The 6311-nt window shown below is 41.0% G+C and carries 7 protein-coding genes and 2 pseudogenes; 5 read left to right on the forward strand and 4 right to left on the reverse strand.

Annotated elements, in window-relative coordinates:
* The 3 genes from ACFINL_RS09205 to ACFINL_RS09215 form a co-directional block, all read left to right on the forward strand.
* On the forward strand, window positions 1-2396 hold a 2396-nt coding region (locus ACFINL_RS09205; RefSeq protein WP_375651447.1), incomplete at its 5' end, for a hemagglutinin repeat-containing protein.
* Complete coding sequence (locus ACFINL_RS09210) at window positions 2393-2794, forward strand: hypothetical protein (protein WP_375646848.1); 402 nt, start codon at window positions 2393-2395, stop codon at window positions 2792-2794. The genes ACFINL_RS09205 and ACFINL_RS09210, both read left to right, overlap by 4 nt.
* A gap of 179 nt (window positions 2795-2973) precedes the next feature.
* Window positions 2974-3333 (forward strand): hypothetical protein, encoded by a 360-nt coding sequence (locus ACFINL_RS09215; protein WP_375651448.1) that lies wholly within the window; start codon window positions 2974-2976, stop codon window positions 3331-3333.
* Window positions 3334-3435: 102 nt separating this feature from the next.
* Here the strand turns inward: ACFINL_RS09215 and ACFINL_RS09220 are convergent, their stop codons facing one another.
* From ACFINL_RS09220 to ACFINL_RS09230, 3 genes and pseudogenes are all read right to left on the reverse strand, one after another.
* The gene (locus ACFINL_RS09220; RefSeq protein ID WP_015856172.1) at window positions 3436-3636 is read right to left on the reverse strand and encodes an AlpA family transcriptional regulator; all 201 of its coding nucleotides are present in this window, start codon (window positions 3634-3636) and stop codon (window positions 3436-3438) included.
* A gap of 207 nt (window positions 3637-3843) precedes the next feature.
* Window positions 3844-5010: a tyrosine-type recombinase/integrase gene (locus ACFINL_RS09225; protein ID WP_375651449.1), complete on the reverse strand. Its 1167-nt coding sequence runs from the start codon at window positions 5008-5010 to the stop codon at window positions 3844-3846.
* Between the two features lie 152 nt (window positions 5011-5162).
* A pseudogene (locus tag ACFINL_RS09230) lies at window positions 5163-5408 on the reverse strand (lysozyme); the annotation flags it as partial.
* Between the two features lie 143 nt (window positions 5409-5551).
* Between ACFINL_RS09230 and ACFINL_RS09235 the strand changes: the two are divergent.
* Both ACFINL_RS09235 and ACFINL_RS09240 read left to right on the forward strand, forming a co-directional pair.
* Window positions 5552-5776: an antitoxin MazE family protein gene (locus ACFINL_RS09235; protein WP_012230987.1), complete on the forward strand. Its 225-nt coding sequence runs from the start codon at window positions 5552-5554 to the stop codon at window positions 5774-5776.
* Window positions 5776-6099, forward strand: coding sequence for a type II toxin-antitoxin system PemK/MazF family toxin (locus ACFINL_RS09240; protein WP_375612371.1), 324 nt, complete (start codon window positions 5776-5778; stop codon window positions 6097-6099). The genes ACFINL_RS09235 and ACFINL_RS09240 overlap by 1 nt, the downstream gene beginning before the upstream one ends.
* A 38-nt stretch (window positions 6100-6137) precedes the next feature.
* Here ACFINL_RS09240 and ACFINL_RS09245 read toward each other — a convergent pair.
* Window positions 6138-6311 (reverse strand): annotated as a pseudogene (locus tag ACFINL_RS09245) (late control protein); the annotation flags it as partial.

Consider the following 6311-nt stretch of genomic DNA (forward strand, 5'->3'; position numbering starts at 1 on the left):
CACAATCACACATCACGGCACGCCAAGATGTGCAGATTACTGCTGACAATGATGTGAATTTACAAGCAGCCATTGTTTCGGCGGATCGTGATGTGAACATTGATGCCGGCAATAATATCACCCTATCAGAAAGCTATGATACCTCTAACGCAAAAGAAAAGCATGAAAAGTCTTTTGCTGGTGTGACAGGCTCTGTCAATGTGGGCATTCTTGGTGCTGTACAAGATGTAAAGGATGCAGCCAAACGTTTTGGTCATGGGGATACAAAACACAAAATCGGCAATGGTCTTATTGCTGGTCTAAAAGGCTATGATCTCTATAGCAAAGGCAAAGGTCTTTATAATGAGATGAAGGGTGGAAACCTTAAACAGTCTATTCGTGATATTGCTGATGTTTCTGCTAGCGTAACCGTGGGCTTTAAGACAGAGAAGGCAGAAGCCTCTGTTCAGACCTCTACTGCGGTGACAGGTACAATAGAAGCAGGACGCGCTGTTAATATGCAAGCCCACAAAGGCAGCATCCATGGTGTTGGAGCCGATATTATTGCCGGTACAAACCCGATGCAAAGCAATGATGAACAGAGCGGGAATATCACCATGGGAGCAGGTAAAGATATCATCTTTGAAAGTGCGCAAAACACGCAGAGCACAGAAAACCACACGCAAAGCGCTTCAATGAATGTTGGGTATAGTTATGGTACCGGTGGTACAGGGTGGATGGGGAATGCTTCTTTTGGTAAAGGCAAGGGTTCCAGTGAGGAAGTGCATCACAAAAACAGCCATATTGTTGGCACTGGCACTGTTCATACCAGCAGTGGGGCAAACACCACATTGGCAGGCGCCGTGGCTTCTGGAGAGCGTGTAGAAATGGAAGTAGGGGGTGATTTTACCGTTGTCAGCCGCAGTGATACGGGACAAAGTTCCAGCAAGCAAAACTCTTTTTCCATTGGTTATAATAGCCGAGAAAAGGATGGTACAGCCACAACCAATATTTCCTTGAACAAGGATAAATCCTCTAGCGATTATCATAGTGTTGTGGAGCAATCAGGCATCAAAGCGGGTGATGGCGGCTTTAAGATCAACGTTAAAGATAAAACAACGCTGACCGGAGGACTTATTTCCAGCACTGCGCCGGCAGATAAAAACAGCCTAACCACAGGAAGCATCAGCACCAGTGATATCAGCAACGGTGCGCATGCTCAAGCCAGCAGTCAAGGGTTAAGCATTTCTGCGGGTGGTCCGATGTATCAGGGCAAATATGGTGTCGGGAAAAACATTGCTAAAAATGTCTTAGATCATTCAAAAGCTAAAGATTCAGAGGAAGGATACACCAAATCCGCCATTAGCGATGGCACCATTGTCATTACTGATGAAGCAGGGCAGAAGGCATTGACAGGGCAAGATGTGGAACAAGCCATAGCCTCCCTTAATCGTGATACTGCCACCGCCCATAAGGGTGTACAACAGCTCGATGCAGGCAAGCTGGAACAAATCGTCCATGAAAACCGTGAAATGGCAACCCAACTTTTAGAAGAAGGATTTAAATACAGTAATGACTCCTATAAAACCATGTTTATCAAAGAGCACCCCATCGCTGTGGTCGACCGTGATGAAAAGGGTAATATAATCTATGAAATAGATGCAAATGGACAGTATATCAAAGACGCTCGTGGACAAAAAATACCTCACGCACATTATTTAACGGATGAAGAAAAGCAGCATTTACAAGAGGGTGCTGATGGCAAGGTGCATGTGTCCTTTAATGGCATCTTTACTCCACCAGAGGAAGCCGCTGTTTATGCGGTTCAACATGCGGAGAATAAAAATGAACCGCTTTATTTTGTTGTGTTCCCAGAAGCTGATTCTGCTATCTCAGAACTTCTAGTCGCGGGCTATCAGAAGTTTATGGAAAATAACTTTTGGGGTTTGACCAATTCAACACAAGAAGCAAAAGATTTGATGTATAGCTATGGTCTTACAGGATTAGAACTTTATGGACATAGTCGCGGGACAATGACATTGGGGAATATGCTGAATTCTTTCAAACAAGAAGGTGTGCACGGTATAGCCGACAACACGAATATCAATTTCTATGGACCAGCCTTTAATGTTTTAGTTGCATCCGGTCTGTTAGGTTATGTGAGTGATGGCAAACAAACCACTATTGGCTTTGATGGGAATAGATATGACTTTGTCAGCAGAATTATTGGTGGCAATGGCTATACCTACGGGACACTCCCTGCTGGCAGTAACGTTTGGACAGAATGGTTGAGAGTGGCTACAAATCCCATAAGTTCCCATACTTGCCTTGGAGATGCGAGCGATATGTGCCAAAAGACTTATGGCACATCTCATCGTGAACAAGTTCCTTCAAGTAAATCATGGAGTAAAAAATGAAAAAACCTTTAAAATTATTGAGTACATTAACTCTATTAATCATCACTGGTTGTCAATTTAATAAAACTCCTACCTCCTCTATAGGAGCCTGGGAGAAATCGGGAGCAGATTTTACTGAGGTAGCAAAAGCATTATTAGAATGTGGCATGCCAACCCCTTATGATGTATTTCCAGAAAACAGAAAGCAGAGCATCAATGCAAAAGCAACAATTTATGCTTGCATGGTTCAATCAGGTTTCCGTGATAAAGTGGGGGGAGGGACTTGGTGCGAGAATCATAAAGCCGAAAACCTTCCCATATGTCGTCCAGGTGCTGTGATCCCGAGGCCCAGTGTCAAGAAGCGCTTAAACAGCCCTTATTGTAAAAAATATAAAAATGCACCTGAATGCAAGCCTTAAGTCTTGCTTGTGATGATCAACAATCCGCCATCCTTGCCTTCACTTGGAATGGCGCGATTGTTTCCTCAACCAATCATTTCAATATTGTTCACCGTTGTTTTAAACAGCGGTGACAGAAAATATCAACAGGCTTATGAGCTCTGTTTTATTGTAAATAAATCCATTGAAAGAGGGGAAGAATGAAGAAAATCTTAAAACTGTTGAGTTGTATAGCTCTGTTAAGTATCACTGGATGTGTTAACTCAATTCCCTCACTTTCTCCAGCATTATGGAGAAATAAAATACTTTTAGAATGTGGAGTACCGGACCTTAATAAGGTTGTGGCGCTAGATTTGAATCAATTTGCCAGTATTGAAATGTGTATGGCGCAATCAGGTTTTCGCCCTAGCTTTACAATACAAGATTGGTGTGAGAACCATAAATCAGACAACCTTCCCATATGTCGTCTTGGTGCTGTCATGCCTCAGCGAAGTGTTGAGAGACGCTTAAATAGCTCTTATTGTAAAAAGCATTCAGAACAACTTGAATGCAAACCTTAAGTCTTGCTTCAGCAGAGAAAGCCTTGAATTTACACCAAATAAAGCTCCAGGTTGATGAGCTTGAGAAAGCCTTGTCCATCCTTATGTGACAAGGTTTTCTTTTTATGCCGCGTCGTTATAACGTTGCTGTTTTGCTTGCTCGATGACATTCAAAAGATCTGATTGTAACCAACGCGATAAAAAACCAAATTTTAAAGGTTTTGGTAAAGAGCCATTGGTAACATGACGGCGGAAAGTTGAGACACTCATATGAAGCAATTTTGCACTTTCACGGTCTGTTAAAAGAATATCATTTTCTGTCATATTAAAATCCTTTCACTATAAAAATGGTAACAAATCATAACCATTTATTAACCACATTTTGGTTCATTTTTGAAGGTATTTTATTTATATAAAACAATATTTTATCATACAATTTCTGATGTGATAATTTATGACTCTTATTGAGAGAGAATGAGAGAGAAGAGAGCTAAAGTTATCCACAGATCATGGGGTAAATTACCCCATATCTTAAGATTGACCCGTGACATAAGCCGCCCATTTCTCCATATAGACACGGCGCTGTTCTAGATAGTCAGTACGACGATAGGAGCGCTCTACTTGTCCTCCTACTGTATGACTTAGAATAGTTTCAGCGACCTCATAGGGAGCATCGGTTGTTTCTGCTAGCCAATCGCGTAAACTAGAGCGAAAACCATGCGGGCAGGCTTCAAGTTTATTGTCTCTCATATATTGAGCCATACACTTCTCAGCGAGGGGACCGCGACCTTTAGCAGAAAAAAAGAAATCATTACGAGAAAGCAATCGTGCTTGTTTTAAAATGTCTAATGCTTCAGTTGATAAAGGCACGCGAAATTCTTTTGTTGTATCACGCTTGCCTTTCATATTTTCAGCAGGTATGGTCCATATATCCCCATCAATTTGATCTTTATGAATATGACGTAAAGGATTGGTACGAACACCTGTCAGAATAAGCAAACGCAAAGCCAGTTGTGTTATGGTTGATGCTTCACAGAGTGTTTTATAAAAAGCCGGAACCTCTCTCCAATCCATCGCTGGTCTATTAGTGACCTTATGGCGTTGTTTTCCTAAGAGAGCTTTTGCTTTTTCTACAGCTTGTAAATCAACATCTACACCTAATGCAGCCGCATGTTTGAGACAAAGATTAAGACGTATCAATGCTGTTCGAGCAATTACAGCTTTTGTATGCCAAATGGGAGCAAGGGTATTGCGTATCTCTGTTTGCGTAATCTCTGAAACGGGTAAACAGCCTAATTTAGGGAGAATATGAAGGCGTAAAGGTGTAAACCATTTACCATTTTTACCATCACCTTTTAATTCAGCTTTACGAGTTTCAAAAGTATCTAGTGCAATATCTTTTAAGTAATGGAGATTGCTTATTGCCTCACGCTTTTGTTTATTACGTTCTTTAATAGGGTCACGCCCTTCACGTAAAACAGCCCGCCACCCAGTTGCCAATTCACGGGCTTGTTTTAAAGAGACATCTCTTAAAGCACCCAAGCCCATTTCGCGACGCCGCCCATGAATGGTATAACGATAAAGCCATTGAGCACCACCATCTTTACGTTTGTGAAGAAGCAAGCCGGCACCATCATTATATTTACCAGCTCCCAATGTTGCGACAGCCCTTGCATTAAGACGATTCATAAGAACCATTTTTACTCCTTTCTTGTACAATTTTTACCCACACATCAACCCCGCTTGTGACGTGCAAGTAAGTGGTTTTGATTGATTCAAGATAAACAGATTTGAAATGAGAGAATCCTACGTTATTCGGGACTCTCATTCAACATACAAAACAGTGAATTATCATTATAAATCAATGCATTGAACGCTTGTTCAACGGCATTTTCAAATTGTCTTAAGTCTTGGCAAAGAAGTTCTTCTGCTTGTTTTTCAGTGATTGCCATACCTTTATGAACAAAAGGTTTTCCAGCATTGTTTGTATGTCCATAACCAATGGTCCACACCCCAATGGCGTCTTTATAGGCATTGAGACGTAAACCTTCCCATTGTTTAATCAGTGCTAGCCCTTCTGGTGATATTGTTCTCATGTATTGCTCCTATAAAAAAGCCCCACAAAAGGTGGAGAAGATTGATAGATTAAAATTGTAATTATTGTGTTTTATTAAAAATTTCGTTTCATGTAACTTTTTTCTATGTTATACGTTACATGAAACATAATGGAGATTTTGTTATGGCTACAATGCACGTCAATGAACGCGTTCAAAAACATCGCAACGCACAAAGAAAAGCAGGTTTGCGTTTAATGCAAATTTGGGTACCAGATACTCGCCAACCAAACTTTGCAGAAGAGTGCCGACGCCAATGTCGCTTAGTCGCAAAAATGGATAAAACAGATACATCTATGCAGTTGTTGATGGATCAATCTTTAATGGATATTGATGGCTGGACAGAATGATGCGTGGATTTCTCGTCACAATAGCGATGCAAGGCGATTTTGGTAAACCAAGACCTGCGTTAATCATTCAAGCTAATCAATTCAGTGAACATACAAGTGTAACAGTTTTACCCATTACTAGCACACTTGTTGATGCGCCATTACTCCGCATTACGATTCAGCCAAACGCTAAAAATGGTTTGCAAAAACCTTCGCAAGTCATGATTGATAAGATTATGACGGTAAGATGTGAAAAAGTTAGTCCAGCTTTCGGTTCCATTCATGCAGATAAAATGGTAGAAATTGAACGCTGTTTAGCTGTATTTTTAGGAATAGTAAAATAAAAATAGTATTTCTTTTTATCATCATAAAATAGCTTTGTTTATCTATCTTCCTCATCCATATGGATAACGCCTTCGCCTTCGTCGCATGCGTTTGGTGGAGCGTTTGGGTCAAGGGTATCATCTTTGTCTGGTGTTGTGTTTGCAACGTTTCCAGCCGCATCTTCTTGTGATGCATCAAAAAGTTCGCACTCTATTTTTGTGGTGTAACCACC

The organism is Bartonella sp. AA78NXGY (assembly GCF_042197005.1).
Taxonomy (GTDB): Bacteria; Pseudomonadota; Alphaproteobacteria; order Rhizobiales; family Rhizobiaceae; genus Bartonella.